We start from the raw sequence: 24,138 nt of genomic DNA on the forward strand, positions 1-24,138 counted from the left end.
AAGCTTAAGTACTAAATATAGTGCTCGTTTACTAACTCAATAACGCTTTCTACCGTTGGTACTTTTGCTACACGTACATCATCAAAATGCTTTTTAGCTTCCTTTGCTGTAGTTTCTCCAATACAAAAAGCAATAATTTCTTTATTGTTTTTTTGAGTAAAACTTTCAACTGTAGAAGGGCTATAAAACATAACAGCTTCTACCGAATCGTTAACTTTTACACCATCGTATTTGGTTTGGTAAGCCTCAATTTCGTTAACTTTTATATTGTTTTCGCTTAAAATAGTTGGTAAAGCATCTAATCTAATGTCGCTGCAGAAATAAGTTGCTTCTGTACCTTCCATGTATTCTACCAAGTATTCCGCTAGTTTTTTAGCGTTGTTTTCGGTATGTGTTACTTTTCCAATTTTATTTTCAACTAAACGCTTGGTTCTGCGACCTACACAGTAAATGTTTTTAAACTGCAATTCAATCGCTGAATAATTTGTAGTAAGCGATTCTACTGCGTTTTTACTAGTAATTATTACGTTTTGTATTTCTTGCTTTAAAAATCTTGGGTGAATACGGTTTAAACTAATTTTAACCACATCGGTACTTTCAGATTTTACTTTTTCATGAAACAACAAGCGTTGATCTTCGGTTAAAGATTTTGTAGAATATACATTCGTTTTTCTATCGGCATCTTTTATGCTATCCATTAAGCGTTTTCCGCCACGTTCAATAACAAAATCGGCACAATATTGTGCAATATCATTGTGCTCGCCTAATTTTTTAACACGAGTAACATCAATACGTTTTGTACCGTCAGGACTTAGTAAAACACCTGTAAAGGTTATTTCTTCGTCTTTAATAAAGGCTAAAGCTCCAATAGGTGCTGTACATCCGCCTTCTAATTTGTTTAAAAATTCGCGCTCTATGGTTGTGCAAATTTCAGTTTCTTCGTGGTTTAATTCTGCGCAAATAGCTCGAGTTTCTTCATCGTCTTCTAGAGCTGTAATCATAATTGCACCTTGTGCTGGTGCAGGAATCATCCAATCTAAATTAATAGCGTCTTCTGGTCTAATTCCAATACGTCCAATACCGGCAGCTGCAAAAATAGCACCGTTCCAATCGCTGTTTTCTAGTTTTTCTAAACGCGAATTTACATTGCCACGTAAATCTGTGATAGTATGGGTTGGGAAACGATTTAACCATTGGGCACGTCTACGTAAACTACCTGTCGCAATAACGGCGTCTTTAGAGCCTAAAAATTCTTCATTGTCTTTAAAAACCAAAGTATCTTTTACATTACCACGTTTTAAAACGGCTGCTTGTACAATACCTTTTGGTAAAAGGGTAGGCACATCTTTTAAGGAGTGTACAGCAATATCGATATCGTTATTTAGCATAGCGATATCTAATGTTCTTGTAAAAATTCCGGTAATACCTAACTCATAAAGAGGTTTGTCTAAAACTAAATCACCTGTAGATTTTACAGGGACTAATTGTGTTTTGTGACCTAAATGTTCGAGTTGACTTTGTACTATTTTGGCTTGCCATAGCGCTAATTCGCTATCACGAGTACCAATTTTTATAATTTTAGACATTTTTTGTAGAAGGTTCTAGTTGGAACACTTTTTTAATAAGTTCAAGACTTTCGTCTGTAGAAACGTCATCATCCTTTAGGTGATGCGCAAAATGATTTGTAATTTTCTGAATGATGTTGTTGCTGATAATTTCAGCTTGCGATTCGTTAAAATCAGATATTTTTTTACGTTGTGTATCTAATTCAGCAGTTGCAAAATCGTTCAGTTTATGTTTAAGAGCTTTAATAGTTGGTGCAAATTTTCTTGTTTCTAACCAACCATTAAATTCTTCTTTTACTTCTTCTATAATCGCTTCCGCAGAAGGGATATGTTGCTTTCTAGCTTCTAGAGTTCTATCGGTAATTTGAGATAAATGATCTAAATGTACCAATTTAACACCTTCTAGTTCTAATACGTTTTCGTCTACATTTTTAGGAATTGACAAGTCTAAAATTAAAAGCGGTTTGTTGCTTTGTATAATGTGTTTGTCAATAGTAGGGCGTTGTGCTCCTGTAGCCACAATTAAAATATCCGAGTCGGTTATTTCTTCTTGTAAATTAGAATAGTCTTTAACTAATAAATTGAATTTTCCGGCTATTTGTTCAGCCTTCGTTTTCGTTCTGTTTATTAAAGTAATGTGTTCGTTTTTGGTATGTTTAACTAGGTTTTCGCAAGTATTTCTACCAATTTTTCCTGTTCCAAAGAGTAGAATGTTTTTATTGGTAATATCTTCAACTTCATTAAAAATGTATTGTACAGAAGCAAAAGAAACCGAAGTGGCTCCCGATGAGATTTCAGTTTCATTTTTAATACGTTTACTTGCTTGTATTACGGCATTTATTAATCTTTCGGAAAAAGGATTAAGTAATCCGTGTTTTCTTGAAAGTTTAGCGCTAATTTTTAATTGACTAATAATTTCGAAATCACCAAGAATTTGGCTGTCCAAGCCAGATCCAACACGAAACATATGCGATATCGCTTCTTTGTTTTTGTATATGTAGGCCACCTCTTGAAATTCTTCAACAGTACCGCGTGTATTATCGCAAAGTAATTTAATAAGTTGGAAAGGATGCTGTGCAAAACCGTAAATTTCAGTTCTGTTACAAGTGGAAGTTACCACCAAACTTTCAATATTATTTTCTTTGGCTTGATTTAAAAGTGCAAGTTTACCTTCTTCGCTTAGACTAAAATGTCCGCGAATATCCGCATCGGCCTTTTTGTAACTAAGGCCAATAGCGTAAAAGTAACTACTTTTCGAAACGTTATACTTTTGCATGCGTTAATTAAAAATGTGTGGCAAAAATATACGGATGCCGACTTAAAAAGTAACGCTCAAAGAACTTTTAGTGTCGTTTGTGGTTTTTTAACGTTGTTTTTGCTCGAAATGTGATAAATATCATATTTTTGTAGTGAAATAGGATGATTTGGAGTGATTAATTTAGAACCAATCTAAATAAGATGAATAAAAATAACGCTGAAGATACCGGTAAAAGTAACGCTCAAAGGTCGTTTTTGGAGACAGAAGTTGGCGAGGGGTTTGTGGTTTTAATGTATAAAAATGATGAAAGCGAAACGCAAAACATTGTAAAAGATATACATAGCGACTTTATACAATTTCACTTTTGTGTAAAAGGTTCTAGCCAGTTTGTTTTTAATGAAGGGCGCTACACTTTAAATATTCTTGAAGAGAACTCATTGCTTTTGTATAATCCACAACGCGATTTGCCAATCAACCTAAAAATTGAACCTAATTCTTGGATGGTTTCTATATTAATTTCAATCAAGAAGTTTCATGGTTTGTTTTCTCAAGAAGCGGGTTATATCACTTTTTTAAGTGATGATAATAAGGATAAAAAGTATTATAAAGATGGTGTTATTACGCCTTCTATGGCTATTGTTTTAAATCAACTGATAAACTATAATCTTAACCTGTCGATAAAAAACTTATATTTCAAAGGTAAAGCGTACGAGCTTTTAAGTCTTTATTTTAATAGGAATGAAGATGCCGATGTTGAACAATGCCCGTTTTTAGTAGACGAAACTAATGTAATAAAAATTAGAAAGGCAAAAGATATTGTGATTTCTCGAATAGCAGAGCCACCAAGTTTGCAGGAACTTGCTGATGAAATTGGATTAAACATTAAAAAATTAAAAGAAGGTTTTAAGCAAATTTATGGTGATTCAGTTTTTAGCTTTTTATTCGACTATAAGATGGAAGTGGCAAGAAAACTACTTGAAGCTGGTAATGATAATGTAAATGAAGTTGGTTTAAAAGTAGGTTATAGTACATCGAGTCATTTTATAGCAGCTTTTAAAAAGAAATATGGCACCACGCCTAAAAAATATGTGATGTCTTTAACATCGTAAACAGTAGAAGTGATTATTTAACAAGGTTTCTTCTGAAATAAATTATAAAAATGAAATATTTAACACCAGAAATTGCAGCTTTAGCGAAATTTGCAAACACGAAAACTTTAGCAAGGTCAAGTACATCGTGCGGAATTTTTCAAGATTGTGATTACACAGAAGAGCGACCTAAACTATACCACGAACAGCTAAATACAAACAAATGAGAGTATTATTAATTACATTTTTAGCATTTTTTACAGTCAGTACTTATGCTGCCGAAAAGGTGCTAGTTTTTTCAAAAACAGCGGGATTTAGACATAAATCTATTGAAACAGGTATAAAAACCATTGAGGCTTTAGGCTTACAGAATAACTTTACTGTAACGCATACTGAAGATGCTGCAGTGTTTTTAGATAAGAAATTAAAAAAGTACGATTTAATTATTTTCTTAAATACCACAGGCGATGTTTTGAATACTGAGGAGGAACACGCTTTTAAAAAGTATATTAATAAAGGAGGAAGCTTTTTAGGTATTCATGCGGCTACAGATACAGAGTTCGAGTGGGCTTGGTATGGTAAGTTGGTTGGTGCGTATTTTATAAGTCATCCAAAACAAACGGAAGCTACCATGCATGTAAAAGATAACAAGCATGAGGCTACAAAACATTTACCTAGTCCGTGGACGCATTATGATGAGTGGTATAATTTTAAAAATATTAACAAAGATTTACATGTGTTACTAGAATTAGATGAATCGAGTTATAAAGGTGGTGAAAATGGTGATTTTCATCCGATAGCTTGGTGCCAAGAATTCGATGGCGGTAAAATGTTTTATACCGGAATGGGGCATACTGTAGAATCTTACTCAAATCCAGAATTTAAGCAACATCTTTTAGGTGGAATCTTATATTGTTTAGATAAATAAAATAAATGAAAAAAGGTATATTACTTGTCAATCTTGGTTCTCCGGAGAGTCCAGAACCAAAAGACGTTAAAAAGTATTTAGGTGAGTTTTTAATGGACGAGCGTGTTATCGATATTCCATATATAGCAAGAGCAGCCTTAGTTAAAGGTGTCATATTAAAAACGCGACCAAAAGCATCAGCCGCAGCCTATAAAAAGATTTGGTGGGAAGAAGGCTCTCCGCTTATTGTGCTTTCGGAAAGGCTTCAGAATAAAATTCAAAAACAAGTAGAATATCCTGTTGCTTTGGCAATGCGTTATGGAAGCATGACGATTAAAAAAGGACTTCAGGAACTTGTTGATAAAGGTGTAGAAGAGGTTTTGCTTTTTCCACTTTATCCACAATTTGCTATGGCAACTACCGAAACTATTACAGTTTTAGCAGAAGAGTTGCGACAAGAATTTTTTCCTAGTTTAAAAATAGAATCTGTGCCTGCGTTTTATAATAAGGCAGATTATATTGAAGTGCTTTCAAATTCTATTAAAAGGCATTTAGAGGGTAAGAAATACGATCATGTTTTATTCTCGTATCATGGTGTTCCTGAACGCCATATTAGAAAAAGTGATGTTACGCAGTCACATTGTAAAATCGATAAAAGCTGTTGTGTAACGCCTAGTAAAGCGCATGAGTATTGCTATAAGCATCAATGTTTAGAGGTTACAAGGTTGGTGGGTGAAAGACTTCAATTTAAAAAAGGGGCTTTTTCCACATCCTTTCAGTCTCGTTTAGGTTTCGATCCATGGTTACAACCGTATACGGATAGAACTATTGAACGTTTAGGTAAGAGTGGTGTAGAAAATATGGCGATTATTACTCCGGCATTTATTAGTGATTGTTTAGAAACTCTCGAAGAAATAGCAATGGAAGGTCAAGAGATTTTTCATGAAATGGGTGGTAAAGATTTTACAACTGTACCGTGTTTAAATGATGATGATGAGTTTGTGGCGTTACTTTCTAAATGGATAAATACTTGGGCTGAGTCTAAAATCACTGCTTAATAATGGCAAAAGTATCCTCCGATGGTTTTGGTGAGCAATCGATAAGTAAGTTATTGGTTAAGCAAGCTGTTCCTGCGTCTATTGGTCTGTTGGTGATGTCGCTAAATATTTTGGTCGACACTGTATTTGTAGGTCAATGGATTGGGTCTATCGCTATTGCTGCCATAAATATAGTATTGCCTGTGTCGTTTTTTATAGCGGCTCTAGGTATGAGTATTGGTATTGGAGGTGCTTCTATAATATCGCGTGCGCTTGGCGCTTCAAATTACGAAAAGGCTTTAAAAACTTTTGGGAATCAAATAACACTTACGTTGTTAATTGTGGTTTCTATGGTTGTTTTAGGGTTGCTCTTTGTAGACGATATTATTTTATCCTTTGGAGGAAAAGGAGCTATTTTTGAGCCGGCAAAAATCTATTATAAAATTGTACTTTATGGTGTGCCGTTTTTGGCATTTTCCATGTTAGGTAACAATGTAATGCGGGCAGAAGGAAAGCCTAAATTTGCTATGTATGCCATGATGTTGCCTTCTGTAGGTAATCTGGTTTTAGATTATATCTTTATTAATGTAATGGGGTATGGCATGGAAGGTGCTGCATGGGCAACTAGTGTTTCTTATCTGTTTTCTTTCGTTTTTATTGTTTGGTTTTTTAGTTCTAAAAATTCAGAATTAAAAATTAGTGTAGCGCATTTTGGTTTAAATCGTTATGTTGTAAAGGAAATAGGTTCTTTGGGGTTTGTTACTCTTGCTCGCCAAGCTGTAGTAAGTGTAACCTATTTATTTATGAATAATATTTTATTCGATTTAGGAGGTGAAACATCGGTTACTGCTTATGCTATTGTTGGTCGTATGCTTATGTTTGCATTATTTCCTGTTTTTGGTATTACTCAAGGTTTCTTGCCTATTGCAGGTTTTAATTATGGTGCTAAAAATTACGAACGGGTAAGAGAAAGTATAAATATTGCTATTAAATATGCCGCTATTTTGGCAACACTTATTTTTATCTTACTCATGGTTTTTCCGGAGACAATAACAAGAATATTTACTACAGATCCCGATGTTATTGCACAAACCCCAAATGCTATGCGTTGGGTTTTTGCGGCGACGCCAATTATAGCTTTACAGCTCATTGGTGCTGCTTATTTTCAGGCTATTGGTAAAGCTACGCCAGCATTATTACTTACATTGTCTAGGCAGGGTTTCTTTTTTATTCCGCTTATATTAATTTTGCCGAAATTTTATGGAGAATTAGGGGTTTGGATGTCGTTTCCAATTTCCGATGTGTTATCAACACTGGTTACTGCATATTTTTTAAATAGGGAAATACGAAGAGATTTAATATTGAAAACTACAAAATAACTCACTTATGGAATATTATAATTATATAAAATCGTTTCATCTTATTTTTGTTGTCACTTGGTTTGCTGGTTTGTTTTACATTCCGCGATTGTTTGTGTATCAAATAGAAGCACATTATAAACCATCGCCAGATAAAGAGATTTTAGGTAAGCAATTGCAAATAATGGCAAAGCGCTTATGGTATATTATAACTTGGCCATCGGCTATTTTGTGTACTATTTTTGCTGTTTGGTTAATGATTTTACAACCGTTTTGGTTGCAGCAACCCTGGATGCATGTTAAGCTTACTTTTGTGGTATTACTTTTTGTTTATCATTTAAAAACACATCAATACTTTAAGCAGTTGCAAAATGGTATAGTGAATAAAACATCTAGTTTTATGCGTATTTGGAACGAAGGTGCCACGTTTATACTTTTCGCTGTTGTGTTTTTAGTTATTCTGAAGAGTGCAATTAATTGGGTTTGGGGTGTAGTAGGAATTGTTGTTTTAGGTGTTTTAATTATGCTTGGCTTTAAAGTCTATAAAAATATAAGAAGTAAAAACCCTGATGCCTAATTAAAAAACAATCTGCCTTAAGTTTTATTAAAGCAGACTGTTTGTGTTTTTAAATTTTAAAAGTAATTACAGGGCGTTTTGCGTGGTTCACTAAATCTTCACTAATACTGCCATTAAAAAAGTGTGAAATACCTTGTCGGCCATGAGTGCTCATGCCTATTAGGTTTGCTGAAATAGATTCGGAAAAATTCATAATTCCACTTTCAATACTAATGTCGTTATAAATGTTTTTGCTGAGTTCCGGAAAATCGAAAGCATCTAAGAATGTTTGCATTCTGCCATTTGCTTCTCCCGAAGTCATAAAATTATTTGGAGTGTTCACTAAAAGTAAATGTACCTTAGCATTGAAAATTTTGGCAAACTGGAGTAGTTTTTCATAACTAGGTTTGCTTTCATCTTTAAAATCGGAAGCAAATACGAAGTTATCAACTTTAAATGCTTTGTGCTCATTTTTAATAACTAAAACTGGGATTTCCGAAGTTCTTACAACCTTTTCAGTGTTACTTCCAATAAGCATTTCTTTTAATCCGCTTACTCCATTAGATCCCATGATGATTAAATCAATATCATGCTTTTTACTTACATGAAAAATGCCTTTAAAAATTTCGTGAAAATCAACTGTTTCATGTACTGTTATATCTTTTAGGTAATCTTTCTTTTTTAAGGCTTCAAATTTATTGTGAGCTAACTTCATGAAAAACAAAGCTTCTGGGAAGTCACTATGCGAGTTTATAGCATCGTCTTGGTCTATAGGTAATTCAATAATATGTAATAAATAAATTTCACAATCATAAGTTCGGGCTAGTTGTGCGGCAACCTTTAGTGCATTCTCAGCTTGGTCGGAAAAATCTGTGGGTACAAGAATTTTTTTCATAGAATTATGGGGTGTTTAGTTATTTGGTAAGGCATTATCTGCAGAGCAGATATAAAGCTTAAATGTACACTTATTTGTTTGTAACCTAAGCTGTGGCATAGCTAAATTTATGAAATATTCCTTTAAAAATCAATAAAATGTTATATATTTGCACCGTTGAAAGGCGAATTAAGAAAATGAGGGGACGGAAAGTCCCCTCTTTTTATACTAGAAAATGTTAAAAACTACCGTAAAAAACTTACTCGAAGAGGCATTGACAGAGCGACAAGATTTATTTCTTATCAGCTTAACGATTAGTGCAGAAAACCATATAAACATTGTTGTCGATGGTGATAATGGTGTTTTAGTTGAAGACTGCGTTTTTATTAGCAGATTTGTTGAGAGTGATTTAGATAGGGAAGAGCAAGATTATTCTATTGAAGTGATGTCGGCAGGAGCAACAGCTCCATTGACGCATCAACGCCAATATGTGAAAAATGTAAATAGAACGCTTAGTGTGCGTACAAGTGCAGAAGAAATTGAAGGTGTTTTAACAAACGCTACCGAAAACGATATTCAACTAGAATGGAAAGCTAGAGAACCTAAGCCAGTAGGTAAAGGAAAAGTGACGGTAAATAAGCAAGCGAATATAGCTTACCAAGATATTGTAGAAGCAAAAGTTGTGATAAAATTTTAAATCGAAACCAGTTATGGAAAATATTGCGTTAATTGATTCTTTTTCAGAATTCAAAGACGATAAGCTTATTGACAGAGTAACGTTAATGGCTATTTTAGAAGATGTTTTTAGAAGTGCTTTAAAACGAAAATTTGGAGATGATGATAATTTTGATATTATTGTAAACCCGGATAAAGGCGATTTAGAAATTTGGAGAAATAGAGTCGTTGTTGCTGATGGTGAGGTTGAGGAAGAAAATCAAGAGATTTCGTTATCGGAAGCTCGCAAGATTGAACCTGATTTTGAAGTTGGTGAAGATGTATCGGAAGAGGTAAAACTTATCGATTTAGGTCGCCGTGCTATTTTAGCATTACGCCAAAACTTGATTTCTAAAATTCATGAGCACGATAACACAATTGTCTTTAAACATTTTAAAGATTTAATTGGTGAGATTTATACAGCAGAAGTTCACCATATTCGTCATAGAGCAGTAATTTTGCTTGATGATGAAGGGAATGAAATTGTACTTCCAAAAGATAAACAAATTCCATCGGATTTCTTTAGAAAAGGAGATAACGTTCGTGGTGTAATTGATAGTGTAGAGCTTAAAGGAGCAAAACCAACTATTATTATGTCGAGAAGTTCCCCTGTGTTTTTGGAGAAATTATTCGAACAAGAAATTCCAGAAGTTTTTGATGGTTTAATTACTATTAAAAAAGTAGTAAGAATTCCAGGTGAAAAAGCAAAAGTAGCTGTAGATTCTTATGATGATAGAATTGATCCAGTTGGAGCTTGTGTAGGTATGAAAGGATCTCGTATTCACGGTATTGTTCGTGAATTAGGAAACGAAAATATCGATGTAATAAACTATACTAGTAACTTACCATTATTTGTTACTAGAGCATTAAGCCCAGCTCGTGTAACTTCGGTTAAATTAAACGAAGAAACAAAACGTGCTGAGGTAATATTAAAACCAGAAGAAGTAAGTAAAGCTATTGGTAGAGGCGGTCATAACATCCGTTTAGCAGGGCAACTTACAGGCTTCGAGATTGATGTATTTAGAGAAGGAGCAGAGGAAGATGTAGAATTACGTGAGTTCTCTGATGAAATCGAATCATGGATTATCGAAGAATTTAGTAAAGCTGGATTAGACACCGCTAAAAGTATTTTAGAGCAAGAGGTGAAAGATTTAGTGAAAAGAACGGACTTAGAGGAAGAAACCATTAACGACGTTATTAGGATTTTAAGAGAAGAATTCGAAGAATAATATCGATTTCATAAAAATTATAAGAAATTATCGTTAGATGTTTCTTAATTTTATGATAGAATTGGTATAATATATATATTTGAGTATTTTAAAGGCAATTATGGCTGAAACAATTAGATTAAATAAAGTATTACGCGAGCTTAACATCTCTCTAGATCGTGCCGTAGAATTTTTAGATTCTAAAGGTGTCGAAATAGAGAAGCGTCCGACTACGAAAATATCAAAGGAAACCTACAAGTTTCTTTCTGATGAGTTTCAAACAGACGCTAGTAAAAAAGTGGCATCTTTAGAGGTTAGTGAAGCAAAACTAAAAGAGAAAGAAGTGTTACGTGAGCAACGCGAGCGTGAACTTGAAGAAAAGCAAAAAGCAGCTGCCAAAAGAGAGGAGATTATCAAAGCGACTAAAACTCTTAGCGGACCTAAACAGGTTGGTAAAATTGATTTAGACGGTAAAAAAGAAACTCCAAAACCAACAATCGAGGAGAAACCAAAAGTGGTTGAGCCTAAAGTTGAAAAACAAGAGGTTGTTAAAGAAGTTACTAAAGAACAGGTAAAAGAAGTTGTTAAGGAAGAAGCAGTTGTTCCTAAAACAGAAAAGCCTATAGAAGTAGCTAAAAAGGAACCTGTTAAAGTTGAAGAAGCTAAGCCAAAAGTTGAAGAGAAGCCAGCGGCAAAGGTTATTGAAAAACCTAAAGCGGAAGCAAAACAAGTTGCTACAGAAAAAATAGAAAAACAAGAAAGCATTATAGTTGATGGTGAAATTGTGACTCCTGAAGAAAAGGTGAAAACACAATACCAAAAACTTACAGGACCAAAAATAGCAGGTGATAAAATTGATTTATCTCAATTTAACAAACCTAAAAAGAAACCTGTAGAAAAGAAACCAGCAGCAGGTGCAGCGGCAAACAAGAAAAAGCGTCGTCGTATTAGTAAAGCTGGAGCTCCCGGAGATAACAGGTCTGGAGGAAATAATAGACCAGGCGGAAACGATCGTTTTAAAGGAAAACCAGGAACAGGTGTAGGACGTCGTAATGTTGTTAAAGAAGAGCCTAGTGAAGAAGATGTAAAGAAACAAGTGCGTGAAACACTTGAGAAACTTCAAGGTAAATCTAGCAAAGGTCGTGGTGCTAAAAACAGAAGAGATAAAAGAGATAAGCATAGAGAACAAACTGAAATTGATCAGCAAATAGAGGCAGCTGAAAGCAAAATCATTAAAGTTACTGAGTTTGTTACGGCAAGCGAAATGGCAACAATGATGGATGTTGGTGTAACTCAAATTATTTCGGCTTGTATGTCGTTAGGAATGATGGTTACCATGAACCAACGTTTGGATGCTGAAACATTATCTATTGTAGCCGATGAATTTGGTTACCAAGTAGAGTTTGTTACTGCTGATATCGAAGAATCTATTGAAGAAGTAGAAGATAAACCAGAAGATTTAAAATTACGTGCGCCGATTGTTACGGTAATGGGTCACGTAGATCACGGTAAAACATCACTTCTAGATTACATTCGTCAAGAAAATGTAATTGCTGGAGAGTCTGGTGGTATTACACAACATATTGGTGCTTATGGCGTAGAATTAGAGAATGGTCAAAAAATTGCCTTCTTAGATACACCAGGTCACGAGGCCTTTACAGCCATGCGTGCTCGTGGGGCCCAAGTTACCGATATTGCTATTATTGTAGCAGCAGCAGATGATGATATTATGCCGCAGACAAAAGAGGCTATTTCGCATGCGCAAGCTGCCGGAGTACCAATTGTATTTGCAATTAATAAAATAGATAAGCCAGATGCTAATCCTGAAAGAATTAAGGAACGTTTAGCTCAAATGAATTTACTAGTAGAAGATTGGGGTGGTAAAATACAATCACATGATATTTCTGCAAAAGTAGGTACTGGTGTTAAAGAATTATTAGAAAAAGTATTGCTAGAAGCTGAATTGTTAGAGCTTAAAGCAAATCCTGAAAAGGCTGCAGTAGGTACTGTAGTAGAAGCATTTTTAGATAAAGGTAGAGGTTACGTATCAACTATTTTAGTACAGGCCGGAACACTTCGCGTTGGTGATTATGTTTTAGCAGGTAGAAATAGTGGTAAAGTAAAAGCAATGCATGATGAGCGTGGAAATGATGTTGCAGCCGCAGGGCCATCAACACCGGTTTCTATCTTAGGTCTAGATGGTGCACCACAAGCAGGTGATAAATTTAATGTATTTGAAGATGAGCGTGAAGCGAAGCAAATCGCCTCTAAACGCGCACAGTTACAACGTGAGCAATCTGTTAGAACACAGCGTCATATTACATTAGATGAAATTGGTCGTCGTATCGCACTTGGTGATTTCCAAGAATTAAATATTATCCTTAAAGGTGATGTGGATGGTTCTGTGGAAGCATTAACCGATTCGTTCCAGAAATTATCTACTGAAGAAATTCAAGTTAATATCCTTCATAAAGGTGTTGGAGCCATTACAGAAAGTGATGTATTGTTAGCTTCGGCTTCCGATGCTATTATTGTCGGCTTTAACGTTAGACCTGTTGGAAATGCAAGAATGATTGCAGATAAAGAAGAAATCGATATCCGTACATATTCTATTATCTACGATGCTATTAATGATCTTAAAGATGCAATGGAAGGTATGTTATCTCCAGAGTTGAAAGAAGAGATTTTAGGTACAGCAGAAATTAGAGAAATGTTCAAAGTATCTAAAATTGGTACTATTGCAGGTTGTATGGTAACTAATGGTAAAATAACACGTAATGCAGGTATCCGTTTAATACGTGATGGTGTAGTTGTTTACACTGGTGAGTTAACATCGTTAAAACGATTTAAAGATGATGCTAAAGAAGTTACTAAAGGTTACGACTGTGGTATGCAAATTAAAAACTACAACGATATTAAGGAAGGCGATGTAATAGAAGCATTCCATGAAGTAGAGGTTAAGAAAAAATTGAAGTAATTCAATATTAACTTTATAAATTATTAAAAAAGCCAGAACGTAAGTTCTGGCTTTTTTTTGTTTTGTAGATTGAAGTAATAGCGCTACTTTTATTACTATGAAAACAATTGGCTTAATTGGAGGCATTACTCCCGAATCTACAATATTGTATTATCGCATTCTAAATAAATTGGCAGCATCTAAATATGGTGAATCACACTCCGCAAAAGTTATTGTTAACTCGGTAGATTTTGGTGAAATAGCCCAGTTACAGTCCGAAAACCGTTGGGATCTATTAAACGAAATAATGAGTAAAGCGGCATTGAGTTTAGAACACGCAGGAGCATCTTGTATTTTAATTTGCGCCAATACCATGCATTTGTCTATTGAAGCCGTTAAAGCAGTTGTAAATATCCCTGTAATTCATATTGCAGAAGCAACTTCAAAACAAATAATAACTAAAGGTTTGAAAAAAGTAGCGCTTCTTGGAACGAAGTACACTATGGAAAAAACATTTTTTATTGATGTTTTAAAAACCTTCGGGATAGAGGCTATAATTCCTGGTTTGGAAGATCGAGACGACGTACATGGTATCATTTATAACGAGTTATCCAAAGGGGTTTTAAACCCAGAATCTAAGCTTATTTACCAGGAAGTCATTAAGCGTTTAATAGCTCAAGGAGCACAAGGTGTTATTTTGGGGTGTACTGAAATACCTTTGCTCATTAAGCAAGAGGATGTAAGCGTACCTGTTTTCGACACCACAAGTATTCATGCAAGTGCAGCTTTCGATTTAGCTTCTAATTAGCTAGAAGTTTTATAAGAAATCAAGGCTCTCGGCCCCTCTAAAACATCTTTTATAATTTGTAGTGTGCCATCATCTTTCGTAGCTATGCTCCATTTGATAAGCGATATTTCCCCGTTTTCAATTTCTATACCTGTAATACTTCGTGGGTGTACACAGCTTCCGTCGTTGAAAAAGGCAATATCGCCAGGTTCAGGAAAACGAGGTCTGTGGGTATGCCCAACTACGGTTACTAAATTATTATTATCCGTAATCCAATTTTTTGTTTTTCGTTCTACTTTTATAAGTTCGGTATAGTTTTTAGCAGGACTTGTAGGATCTGCAATACCCATAACATTTAAGGGTTTCCATAGCACACGAACCATAAATCTACTCCATTTCCAGAATAAATAATTCCACCAATCGGCTTGGTGACCATGCGTTAAAAAAACTTCTTGATTTGTAGAACAGTGTTTTAAAATTATGCCTTCATGATAAGTAATGTCTTTAAATAACTCTTCATCTTTACCTGTTTTAGCATCGAAATACGTTGATAAGTGCTTTTTAACATAATCAGGGTTTCTGTATACCATATCATGGTTGCCCCAAATCATATGTAACCTATTTCCTTTATGAAAATTTTTCAAAAGCATATAAACGTTTTTGTGAGCGTCTAAAATAGATTTAAATGATAGGTTTTCCCATAGTTCATCACCATCTCCAATTTCACAGTATTGAAAACCTTCATCAAAATAATGCTTTAAAGCATGATAATAGATGTTTCTGTTGTTCGAGAAATCGTCCGCAAAACTATTGTCACCACGGTGACAATCACTAAAAAGTATAAACTTACTATCGTCGTCGAACTCAACAACCTTAGCGTTGTTATAAGCGTTATCTAATCTTTTTTTAGCTGAAAACATAGGAGTAAATATAAACAAAAAACGATGGCAGTTTATTTATGCAAACGCGGATTTTGAAATATTTCTATTTTTAAAAGATAAGAGTAGAACAAAAATAATTTTATTCTACTCTTAAAATTATTTTCTGCACAACGGATCTGCTCCTATAGTACCGATTAAGCTATTCAAGTAATTTTCAGATTTAGACTCACTATACAAAGCTTTTACTCGGGTTAATCGATCTTCAATTTTCATGTCATCAACTAAAATTTTATTACTTGGTTTTGCAATAAAGTCTTCTAGGTATTTAATTTGAGAACTATAGAAGTTAATATCCTTTTGTTGTTTTATAGACAATCGTTCTTTGTACCAATCGCTACTTAAAACATAATCTCTATCGAAGTATTTTCGTAATTCTAGATCATTAATTTGTTTACCTTCATAAGAACCATAAGCCATAATATTTAAAAGAATTTTTAATGGTGGTATGGCAGAATTAATACTTCCGTCTTCAAAATAACGAAGTGCTACTTTTTCTTGAGCTTCAACTATATTATTAATACCATCGACATAATCTTCTAAACCTTGAAGTTCTGGTTTTAGCATCTTTTCGTTAAAAACAGCGGTAGGCTCATCAAATAGGCGGTTTAAACATCTTAAAGAAAATATTTTAGTAATTCGATATCCTAAACGGCTGGCTAAAATAGTTTTACCATCATGCTCGAAATCTTCAATTTTTTCAAGAGCGCCATGCTCAATTAATTTTTTAGGATCTCTATCTTCCGGAGTTAAACGCGACCAGATTTCTGGAATTAATAAGCTGATGTCGTGGTCTACTTTATTCTCGCCACCTACATAACCTGCGGCCGTGCTGAAGGCATCATAACCTGTTAATATGTGAGATAGTAAAGCGTTGTTTAAATCGGTTGTTGGTGTTAACATATTGAAAGGGCCTTTAGTTAAAGCACCTTCTGAGCCAGCTCCTGTTGTTGATGGCGATTTACCTGTTAAACTACAAATAAAATCCATGAATAATTCTGGAGTTTCTTGGTAGTGTATTGGGTTATAAACAGCCAACGGACGTATACCTGATGCTTTATCGGCAGGGTTGTTTCTTCTGCCTGGTAACACAGCATTTACAACTTGAACTACAGGATCGGTAGATTTTATTTTTCTGAATAAACGAACACCAATTTCACCTAAATAACTTTCTCTTGTTTCTTCAATATTAATATTTCGTTCTAAATATCTTGGGTTTTTGGTAGGCTCACCATCTACAATTCTGGTATGTGATGGTAGTGCAAAATATTCTTCGTCATTGGGGCTTTCAATAATACTTGTGATTAAATCTTTTACAGGTTGTGTGTATTTATCAAAATTAATAGTGTCTTCGAATATCTCAATGGCATCTTTCTTTTTGAGTAATTCGTAATTGGTTAAATATGTGTTGTCTGAAACAATATCACGTTCTGCATTTTTATCATATCCTCTTACAATGGCTTCGTCTGGACGTTGAAATAAATAAGATTCACAATTTGCCACAACTTTTAAACTCTTGTTTTGGAATTTAGGACTCATATTATTGAACCTTTCGCGAGGCAAGGTGATAGATGCTGATATATCATCTTCAGTTTGAACTTTTATGCTTGCAGAAAAATCGGACCTTAATTTATTTAATAACCAGTTACCGTTTTCATTAAAACCAATTCGTACATAACTACCAACTACACGTGTATTGTGATATAATAAACCCGTGCCTTTTTTGCCATTAATAAATTCTACCGACATACAATCTTTCCAGTTTAGTTCAGCATGATCTTGACGATATAGTCTTTTTACAAATAGTACCAGGGACCGAATATGTACAGGTATATTAGATACAAACGCGTTGTACTCATCTGTGTTTTTGTCCGATGGTGTTAATAATTTAACGGCAGAGCCTAACGTTCTTCCTTTACTCAAGAAAGAGCGAGATTGTGGTAAAGTAGGATCGTAATTTGCCCATCGTTTAGCGTAATTGTATTCTATTATTTCGTCTGCTTTTTTAAAATCTTCATCAATATCTCTTATGTTGAATGCACTGTAAGTAATGGCATTTAGCATAGATTTAGATATTTCAGATTTACCACCTCCAGAAACAGTACATGGTTTATGACAAAAAATCCCTTCTGCCATGGTATTAACTATACGCCATAGTGGTATGGCCGGATGTTTCTCTAATGTGAATTTGTTTCCCGTTGGGTGAACGTATTTTTTCTTTGGATTTAATTTTAGTTTTTGTTCCTTCCCATTATGTTTCCAAGTGATGCTATTGGTGTTTGTGTTGATGTAAGCCGACTCTGGAATGTAAATAATATTCGGATATTTTTTATCTACAGCATAGTACTCTGGCATCACTTCAATTCTGTCTCCTAAAAGGGTTTTAACATCTTCAAAAGAAAACTTATCCCCGTGTTTTTTAGAGAACGACACACCGTCTACAATATCTCCCATAACACCACGAGGATAGGCAATGGCTCCACCAGAATGTTCTTCTTCTACTAAACCAAATAAATTAGCAGAATAGCTTATTTGTGTTTTTATTTCTTTTTTAGAATAGCCGTAATAGTTATCTGCTATAATGGTAACAACAACCCCACGATCATCTCTACAAGTAATTTTGAAGGCACCACCATCGTTGTAAAGTTCGTCTTCATTTTTCCAGCACATACCATCTCTTTTTTGACGGTCTGTAGCATCATCAACATTTGGTAACCCTACATCTTTCTTTTTTAAAGTTCTTAATTGAGGGGCTAAAATTATACAACCTGTGTGGCCTGTCCAATGTTCCGTATCTAATCCAGCATCGTTTTGTGCTAAGTTCGGGTTGCCGGCATTTCCAAAAATAGACTCTACAAAGTCTAGATTACTTACTAAGCTTCCGGGCGCAAAAAAGCGTACTTCTAAAGATTTTTTAGAAATAATTCCTTTTACTTCTGGGCAAACCATGGGTCTTAATAACATGGAGACCATTGTTTTTGCTTTATCTTCTTGATTAGATGTAAAGGGCAAGGTGTTTAATTCATCTGAAGGATTAAATGCCGCATGTAAAAAATGAGGAAAAACAACCTTCGGAACTTCTTGTTTATCTAAAGGAACAGGAAGAGGGCCTTCAACAATATGGAAGGTGCCTTTAGTTGTTCGTTTATCATGCAACGGATTGTTTAAAATCCCTTGTTTTATTCTATGCGACGTTACATTATCACTTTTGAAAGAGTTACCATTAGGAGGTAAACTCACTTCTCTGGCGTGTCCTTTTTTTGATAAAATTAAAGTATTGTTAGGCAATACATAAGTTTTATCAATAGCTATGTCTTTAAAATAATTGTTTATAAAATTTTGAATTCTAGAATCGACAGGAGAATGATGCGAGGCTAAAAGTCTCGATTGCTCGCGTAATGTTTTTATTAAACCACTTGTTAGTTCTTCAAATTTAGGATCGCAAAATTTTTCGGAATTCTGAGTTTCATCATGGTAAGTTGGCAGTCCTAATGATGATAATTGTAGATTGATAAATTGAACAACGTCTTTTCTAGATTCTTCCATGCTTGTCTTGTTATTAGTCCTAATTTTATAAAATAGGATTATTATTCAATCCAAATTTACAATTAGATTAATTTACAAAACATGCTAAAAGTCAGTAATTCGAAATATTTCGTTTTTTTATTGAAAATAAATAAAAAGTGTAGTCACTTAAAAATTAGTTATTTAAATGCATTTAGACCTGTGATATCGAAACCGGTAATCAATAAATGTATATCGTGAGTACCTTCATAAGTAATAACACTTTCCAAATTCATGGAGTGCCGCATAATAGAATATTCGCCAGTAATTCCCATACCGCCGAGCATTTGTCTAGCCTCGCGAGCAATAGTAATAGCCATATCAACATTGTTGCGTTTTGCCATAGATATTTGTGCAGATGTGGCTTTATCTTCATTACGTAAAACACCTAAACGCCAAGTTAAAAGTTGAGCTTTGGTGATTTCTGTAATCATTTCGGCTAGTTTTTTTTGCTGAAGTTGAAATTGTCCAATAGGTTTTCCAAACTGTATACGTTCCTTACTATAGCGCAGCGCTGTATCATAACAATCCATAGCGGCTCCAATAGCTCCCCAGGCAATACCATAACGTGCAGAATCTAAACAACCAAGCGGAGCACCTAAACCAGATTTGTTTGGTAATAAGTTTTCCTTCGGAATTTTAACATTATCAAAAATTAATTCACCAGTAGCCGAAGCTCTTAACGACCATTTATTATGGGTTTCGGGAGTAGAAAAACCTTCCATACCACGCTCTACAATTAAACCATGAATACGTCCACTTTCATCCTTAGCCCAAACAACTGCAATCTGTGCAAAAGGCGCATTCGAAATCCACATTTTAGCACCATTTAATAAATAGTGATCGCCTTTATCTTTAAAGTTAGTCACCATGCCTGAAGGATTACTGCCATGGTCGGGCTCGGTTAAACCAAAACAACCAATCCATTCGCCACTAGCTAGTTTCGGTAAATATTTTTGACGTTGTGCTTCATTACCATACTTCCATATTGGGTACATCACTAAAGAGGATTGTACGGAAGCTGTTGAGCGCACACCAGAATCGCCGCGTTCAATTTCTTGCATAATTAAACCGTAGCTTATTTGGTCTAAACCGGCGCCACCATACTCCAAAGGAATGTATGGCCCAAAGGCTCCAATTTCTGCTAAGCCACCAATTATTTGTTTAGGAAACTCTGCTTTTTGAGCATATTCTTCTATAATAGGAGAGACATCGCGTTTTACCCAAGCACGAGCTGTATCTCGAACTAATTTGTGTTCGTCGGATAGTAAATCGTCTAAATTATAATAATCGGGAGCTTCAAATAAATCTGGTTTCATAGCTAAGATTTAAGTTTTATTCAAAACATAAAGCCTAGTAGAAATAGAATTCTAATAACCACGGTGTACATATAAAAAGCAAGCGTGATTATAGGTTCTTTACTAAAAAACTTATTTTTTTAAGAATAAAACAAATTATGCTATCAAATTTAAAGAATAATTAGTAAATCGATTACATCTTTAAGTAGAAATCTTTAGTTAAATTAATGTAATCTTGGGTGTATTGATGTCTTTCGGTTTCAATAATAAGTTCTGTGGTAGTAGTTTCGCTTTCGTGGAAGGAAAACGCTAGCATACTTCGTTTAACTTCAGTTTCAGGATTACCTTTAATACGACAGATTCTATTAGGGAATAAAAGGAAATTATTTGCTAGTTTGATAAATTTTTCTTCCTCATTAAAGGGAATAATAACATTGAAACTACCTTCTGGAGCCAGTAAAATAGATACGCTTTCTAATAAATGATGAAAAGGCATAGCATCTTGAAAGCGTGCTAAATCGCGCGATTCATTTTCGGTTTTATAATCTTCGGCATAAAATGGCGGATTGCAGATTATTAAATCGTATTCATCATCGATTTCTTCGGCAAATTCTTCTAAAGAGGCATGGTAGCAAAATAAACGATCGCCCCATGGAGATAGCTCGAAATTATCAACACACTGCTCGTAAGCATCATCATCAATTTCTATAGCATCAATAACTTCAGCATGGCTACGTTGTGCTAGCATTAAGCCCAAAACACCTGTGCCGGCACCAATATCCAAAATAGCAAACGGATTTGCATCTAAGCTAGCCCATGCGCCAAGTAAAACAGCATCTGTACCAATTTTCATAGCACATTGATCTTGATTAACGCTAAATTCTTTGAATTTGAATGGCTTGCTCATAAAAACGTTTCTTATTTAAAAAGAGTTATTCTTCTAGGTATAAATCAATTAAACCTTCTGGAGTGTCTACTATAATTGTTTTGTTTTTGCGATCTACTTTATTGATGAACTCATCGTTCATGGGTATTAAAATTTCAATACCATCTCTGTCTATTTCAAAAAGTGATTGTGCCGTAGAATCGTTAATAGCTTTAATAATTCCAACGGTTCCAAAATTCACATCTTCAACAGTAAAACCTATAACTTCATGAAAATAAAACTTATCACCTTCTAGTTTTGGTAATAAATCTAGAGGTAAGTAAAGGCCACTTTTCATTATAGCATCGGCATCGGCTTCTTCATCTACATCTTCAAACTTTATACGAAGTAGTTCAGATTTGTGTAACTGAGAGCTTTCAATAAAAAAAGGTACCAAGTTATTGCGAAGCTCTAAAAATATAGCATCTAAGTTTTCGTAAATATCAGGTTCGTCAGTATCTAGTTTAGCTAAAACTTCTCCTTTAAAACTGTATTTTTTTACAATTTTACCTAAGTAAAAACAATCTTCTTTTTTCATGGGATGGTTGGCTTTTTTCTATTTCCGCATAGGCGAAAATCTCATTTAACAAATGAGTGTCAAAAGTAATTAAATTTTACAATTAAAAGTACCCGTAATCTAACAGGGTTGTTTTCTGAAATTTAAATTTTAGAAAATAAAAAACTCCGATATTGCTATCGGAGTTTAAAAGTATAAAAAATTTTGTTTTTTATTCTTCTTCGTTTGATGCTTCTGCTTCAACTTCAGGAGCAGCTTCTTCAGCTACCTCTTCAACAGCAGGAGTTGCCGCAGCAATTCTAGCTTCGTTAACCGCTTTTTCTGCTGCTAATGCATCAGCTTTCGCTTTTGCTTCAATTTCAGATAAACCATCAGCTTTCGCTTGAACTTTTCCTGTTTTTTCTTCTAACCAAGCTGCAAATTTTGCTTCTGCTTGCTCTTCAGTTAAAGCACCTTTTCTAACACCACCTGCAAGGTGATTTTTAAGTAAAGCGCCTTTGTAAGACAATAAAGTTTTAGCCGTATCGGTTGGTTGTGCACCGTTTTGTAACCATGTTACAGCACCATCAACGTTTAATTCAACAGTTGCTGGGTTTGTGTTTGGATTGTAGATACCTAATTTCTCTAAGTATTTACCATCTCTTTTTGATCTTGCATCGGCTGCAACGATCCAGTAAAAAGGTTTTCCTTTTTTACCGTGTCTTTGTAATCTAATTTTTACTGCCATAATAATTAATTATTTGAGGTTCGCGACCTCGGTTATTAATAAGGGCGCAAAGATACTATAAAAATTTAATTATCAGCTTATTATTTCTTTTGAAATAATTCTCAAAATATATTCTTTTACTAGAATAGTAAACAAACCGGTGTTGGTACTGCGTAATCTTTTAAGAATGTGAGCTTTCCGTTGTTTGAGTCTATGCTAAAAATAGCGATATTATTACTTCTTCTATTGGCTACAAGTACAAACTTGCCAGTAGGGTCTAAGGTGAAGTTTCTTGGCCAATCGCCATGCACGCTAATATTTTGAATTTTATCAATGGTTCCTGTTTTTGTATTCCTTTTAAAAACGGCAATGGAGTTTTCGCCACGGTTAGACCCGTATAAAAAACGCTCGTCTTTAGATAAATGAATGTCTGCGCAAGAATTTTTTCCGTTATAGTTTTCGTCTACAGTAGAATCGTAATCTATTTGTTTGAACTCATTTTTTGTTCGTTTCACTGTCGTTATGGAACTTCCGTATTCATTTATTATATAGATATACTTTCCGTTTTTACTAATAGAAAAGTGTCGAGGTCCAGGATTACCTTCCATTTTTATAATGGCAGGAGATTTTAATTGATACTCGCCTTTCTTTAATTGGTATTGGTATACGGCGTTGCGACCTAAATCGGCAACAAACAAATCTTTTTTATAGAATTGCGCAGAATGGGCATGCGATTTTTCAGAAGGAGAATTTTGGTCGAAAACTTGTGAGGCTTCATTTAAACTTCCATCTTTATTGATGTCGAATAAAGAAACCGTGCCGCCTGTGTAATTTGAAACCACAGCTTTTTCTCCTTTTTTATCGATAGAAATGTGGCAAGCGGCAGCACCATGAGCTTTGGCGGTGTTTATGATAGAGAGCGTGCCGTTGTCTAGAATTTTATAAGCCGAAACATAATCGTCTTCAGTCTTAATAGCAGCTCTGTTTACGCTGTAAATATATTTTCTATCTGCAGAATATGATAAAAACGCAGGGCTAGATGCCTTAACGACTAAGGTTTTATTTGTAAGTTCTCCTGTTTGGGTGTTAAATTGAAGTTGATAAATACCTTCACTTTCCATGTCGGTAAAGGTGCCCACATAAAGTGGCGTATTTTGCGCGTAGAAGCTAAAAAAGGATAAGGATGTGAGTAATAAAAATATTTTTTTCATGTGCAGTTGATCTGTTTTTCTGAACTTAATTATGCTAATTTATGATAAAATAACTTGTGTTTTGTTAATCAATCATAAAGTAATTTAAAATACTGTTAAATGGTTTTACAAAAGGTGTTTACGAGATTATATTCGTGTATGTGATGCTATATAATAAGCATCTTTAAATTAGTTGTTGAATTTTTAAATGAAACATGATTATGGATTATTCAGAAAAAATATCGAAACAGTTAAATAAATTATTAGTTAAAAATTACGATGCCGAGAAAAGCTATCTTAGTGCTGCTGAAAATGTAGAAAATAGAACGTTAATAGAGTTTTTTGTTAGAAAATCGGTAGAGCGTAGGTTGTTTGCTCAAGATATAAAAAAAGAAATTCTACGTTATGGTAAAGAGCCAAAAACTTCAGGAAGCTTAATGGGCGATTTGCATAAAATTTCTATGAGTTTAAAAGCTATGTTTGCATCAAATAATGTGGATTTGATTTTGCAAGAAGCGGTAAAAAGAGATGTTGCTAATTTAGCTAAATATAACGATGTGCTTAAGGATAGAATTTTACCAACACGCATTATAACGTTGTTGGTAAATCAAAAAAACGCCATCGAAATTGCTATAGCTTCGCGCAAATTTGAAATGAAACTTGTAAGCTAATAGGTATTGTATTCTATAAGT

The 24,138-nt window shown here is 34.4% G+C and carries 21 protein-coding genes; 11 read left to right on the forward strand and 10 right to left on the reverse strand.

Translation table 11 applies throughout. The annotated features are described in order from the left end of the window. Positions 1–11: 11 nt before the first annotated feature. Together hemC and hemA are read right to left on the reverse strand one after the other, a co-directional pair. Positions 12–1,586 carry a hydroxymethylbilane synthase gene (gene hemC, locus BM246_RS13915; protein WP_042496905.1) on the reverse strand — a complete coding sequence of 525 codons (1,575 nt, stop codon included), beginning with the start codon at positions 1,584–1,586 and terminating at the stop codon, positions 12–14. Further along, positions 1,579–2,841 carry a glutamyl-tRNA reductase gene (hemA, locus tag BM246_RS13920; protein WP_042496906.1) on the reverse strand — a complete coding sequence of 421 codons (1,263 nt, stop codon included), beginning with the start codon at positions 2,839–2,841 and terminating at the stop codon, positions 1,579–1,581. Before hemA ends, hemC begins: the two co-directional genes overlap by 8 nt. 182 nt (positions 2,842–3,023) lie before the next feature. Here hemA and BM246_RS13925 point away from each other — a divergent pair, with 182 nt between their 5' ends. The 6 genes from BM246_RS13925 to BM246_RS13945 are packed head-to-tail and all read left to right on the forward strand — an operon-like array spanning position 3,024 to position 7,790. Then, positions 3,024–3,932, forward strand: coding sequence for a helix-turn-helix transcriptional regulator (locus BM246_RS13925; RefSeq protein WP_042504412.1), 909 nt, complete (start codon positions 3,024–3,026; stop codon positions 3,930–3,932). Positions 3,933–3,982: 50 nt separating this feature from the next. Beyond that, the gene (locus tag BM246_RS20015; RefSeq protein ID WP_162857687.1) at positions 3,983–4,138 is read left to right on the forward strand and encodes a hypothetical protein; all 156 of its coding nucleotides are present in this window, start codon (positions 3,983–3,985) and stop codon (positions 4,136–4,138) included. Further along, entirely contained in the window at positions 4,135–4,839 is a 705-nt protein-coding gene (locus BM246_RS13930) for a ThuA domain-containing protein (RefSeq protein ID WP_074938737.1), read from the forward strand. Before BM246_RS20015 ends, BM246_RS13930 begins: the two co-directional genes overlap by 4 nt. 5 nt (positions 4,840–4,844) lie before the next feature. Then, positions 4,845–5,876 (forward strand): ferrochelatase, encoded by a 1,032-nt coding sequence (gene hemH, locus BM246_RS13935; RefSeq protein WP_074938739.1) that lies wholly within the window; start codon positions 4,845–4,847, stop codon positions 5,874–5,876. Between the two features lie 2 nt (positions 5,877–5,878). Further along, positions 5,879–7,234 carry an MATE family efflux transporter gene (locus BM246_RS13940; protein WP_074938741.1) on the forward strand — a complete coding sequence of 452 codons (1,356 nt, stop codon included), beginning with the start codon at positions 5,879–5,881 and terminating at the stop codon, positions 7,232–7,234. A 7-nt stretch (positions 7,235–7,241) separates the two neighbouring features. Beyond that, on the forward strand, positions 7,242–7,790 hold the full coding sequence (locus BM246_RS13945) for a CopD family protein (protein WP_074938743.1): 549 nt from the start codon (positions 7,242–7,244) through the stop codon (positions 7,788–7,790). A gap of 49 nt (positions 7,791–7,839) precedes the next feature. Here the strand turns inward: BM246_RS13945 and BM246_RS13950 are convergent, their stop codons facing one another. After that, on the reverse strand, positions 7,840–8,664 hold the full coding sequence (locus BM246_RS13950; RefSeq protein WP_074938745.1) for a universal stress protein: 825 nt from the start codon (positions 8,662–8,664) through the stop codon (positions 7,840–7,842). 214 nt (positions 8,665–8,878) lie between these two features. Between BM246_RS13950 and rimP the strand changes: the two genes are divergently transcribed. From rimP to BM246_RS13970, 4 genes are all read left to right on the forward strand, one after another. Next, positions 8,879–9,340, forward strand: a complete 462-nt coding sequence (gene rimP, locus BM246_RS13955; RefSeq protein WP_074938747.1) for a ribosome assembly cofactor RimP — start codon at positions 8,879–8,881, stop codon at positions 9,338–9,340. Positions 9,341–9,353: 13 nt separating this feature from the next. Beyond that, complete coding sequence (gene nusA / locus BM246_RS13960) at positions 9,354–10,586, forward strand: transcription termination factor NusA (protein WP_042496918.1); 1,233 nt, start codon at positions 9,354–9,356, stop codon at positions 10,584–10,586. Between the two features lie 100 nt (positions 10,587–10,686). Further along, the gene (infB, locus tag BM246_RS13965; protein WP_074938749.1) at positions 10,687–13,542 is read left to right on the forward strand and encodes a translation initiation factor IF-2; all 2,856 of its coding nucleotides are present in this window, start codon (positions 10,687–10,689) and stop codon (positions 13,540–13,542) included. Positions 13,543–13,639: 97 nt separating this feature from the next. Further along, positions 13,640–14,329: an aspartate/glutamate racemase family protein gene (locus BM246_RS13970; RefSeq protein WP_074938751.1), complete on the forward strand. Its 690-nt coding sequence runs from the start codon at positions 13,640–13,642 to the stop codon at positions 14,327–14,329. On the opposite strand, the gene BM246_RS13975 is transcribed toward BM246_RS13970, so the two are convergent. From BM246_RS13975 to BM246_RS14005, 7 genes are all read right to left on the reverse strand, one after another. After that, on the reverse strand, positions 14,326–15,228 hold the full coding sequence (locus BM246_RS13975) for a metallophosphoesterase family protein (RefSeq protein ID WP_074938753.1): 903 nt from the start codon (positions 15,226–15,228) through the stop codon (positions 14,326–14,328). The genes BM246_RS13970 and BM246_RS13975 overlap by 4 nt on opposite strands. Positions 15,229–15,345: 117 nt before the next feature. Continuing rightward, entirely contained in the window at positions 15,346–18,792 is a 3,447-nt protein-coding gene (locus BM246_RS13980) for a PPi-type phosphoenolpyruvate carboxykinase family protein (protein ID WP_074938755.1), read from the reverse strand. 158 nt (positions 18,793–18,950) lie between these two features. After that, positions 18,951–20,129: an acyl-CoA dehydrogenase family protein gene (locus BM246_RS13985; RefSeq protein WP_042496922.1), complete on the reverse strand. Its 1,179-nt coding sequence runs from the start codon at positions 20,127–20,129 to the stop codon at positions 18,951–18,953. 172 nt (positions 20,130–20,301) lie between these two features. Next, positions 20,302–21,015 (reverse strand): tRNA1(Val) (adenine(37)-N6)-methyltransferase, encoded by a 714-nt coding sequence (locus BM246_RS13990; protein WP_074938757.1) that lies wholly within the window; start codon positions 21,013–21,015, stop codon positions 20,302–20,304. A 25-nt stretch (positions 21,016–21,040) separates the two neighbouring features. Continuing rightward, complete coding sequence (gene rimM, locus BM246_RS13995; protein WP_042504388.1) at positions 21,041–21,571, reverse strand: ribosome maturation factor RimM; 531 nt, start codon at positions 21,569–21,571, stop codon at positions 21,041–21,043. A gap of 190 nt (positions 21,572–21,761) precedes the next feature. After that, positions 21,762–22,277 carry a 30S ribosomal protein S16 gene (locus BM246_RS14000; RefSeq protein ID WP_042504385.1) on the reverse strand — a complete coding sequence of 172 codons (516 nt, stop codon included), beginning with the start codon at positions 22,275–22,277 and terminating at the stop codon, positions 21,762–21,764. A gap of 119 nt (positions 22,278–22,396) precedes the next feature. After that, positions 22,397–23,467 (reverse strand): lactonase family protein, encoded by a 1,071-nt coding sequence (locus BM246_RS14005; RefSeq protein ID WP_074938759.1) that lies wholly within the window; start codon positions 23,465–23,467, stop codon positions 22,397–22,399. 200 nt (positions 23,468–23,667) lie between these two features. Here BM246_RS14005 and BM246_RS14010 point away from each other — a divergent pair, with 200 nt between their 5' ends. Beyond that, entirely contained in the window at positions 23,668–24,117 is a 450-nt protein-coding gene (locus BM246_RS14010) for a ferritin-like domain-containing protein (RefSeq protein ID WP_042496928.1), read from the forward strand. Positions 24,118–24,138 lie beyond the last annotated feature (21 nt).

Origin of the sequence: Algibacter lectus (assembly GCF_900112395.1) — a bacterium.
Lineage (GTDB): Bacteria > Bacteroidota > Bacteroidia > Flavobacteriales > Flavobacteriaceae > Algibacter > Algibacter lectus.